At 51.7% G+C, this 878-nt stretch carries 1 protein-coding gene; it reads right to left on the bottom strand.

Annotated elements, in window-relative coordinates; all coding sequences use genetic code 11:
* On the bottom strand, positions 1-406 hold a 406-nt coding region (locus NW838_RS05390; RefSeq protein WP_414427649.1), incomplete at its 3' end, for a DUF4388 domain-containing protein.
* Positions 407-878: the final 472 nt, after the last annotated feature.

The following is an 878-nucleotide window of genomic DNA, read 5'->3' as shown; positions in this document are numbered from 1 at the left end:
CTCGGTAGGGCATGGGCACGTTGGGCAGGAAGCTGAACTGGCCGGATTCGAGGGCAAAGAGGCTGTAGAGGCCGGTTTGCAGTTGATGGCGGAAGAGCTTGGCCAGGGCTGCTGGGGTAATCAACCCTTGCCGCTGCAAGCAACGTCCCAAGGGCTCCTCCAAGCCGCAAAAGGAAGCCAGCTTCTCGACCACCCGCTCGCTCACCAAGCCGGAATGGGCCAGCAAGCTCTCCAGGCGGTGCTCTTTTTGAGGTGGCAAGGCAGCGATGACCCGACCCTGATAAAACCAGATCCTGTAGATGCCGCCGGGCGCCCAGATACAGAGCTGTCCTGTTTTGCTGCCTCTCTCGATCAGCTGCAACAGATCGGGCAAGGAAAATTCTTGGAGGTCTCCAACTATGGCCATAAGTTTTTTCGAGCCTCTGATTCAGTGGGATAAGTGGAAATCAATGCCTTAGTAACATTTCAGACATCCCCATTCTTGTACATGTACTCTCGGACAACAACCGTGTATCAACGGCTGTGTTCTTTGTAGCTAGGTACTCTGCGCGCCAGCAGTTACACTTACTATCCGGGAAAATCTATCAAGGAATACAATTAGGCAGCACTCGGAAGCCCTTCACAGAAGAGTTCTAGTTTCCTTTGTTTCAGCTTTGTGTTGGATCATGTCGCTTCGTAAGATAGAACTCCTATTTTTGCTTTCTCTGTGAGCGGAAGTTAGAGAAAAGTTATAGACCCTTCCAAGTTCTTTACAAAGCCAGAAGATTGTTTTTTTCCGTTAGGTTTACCTCACTTTTCGCGCATGCCCTTGAGGAGGGTGGCTAATCGACTGACCAGAGAAGGCTTGACGGGGCCGCCCTCATCCTGGAGACCAGGCA

It is taken from the genome of Synechococcus sp. R55.2 (genome assembly GCF_047462075.1).
Taxonomy (GTDB): domain Bacteria; phylum Cyanobacteriota; class Cyanobacteriia; order Thermostichales; family Thermostichaceae; genus Thermostichus.
The sequence above is the reverse complement of the archived record's forward strand: the minus strand, read 5'-3'. Positions and strand labels throughout refer to the sequence as shown.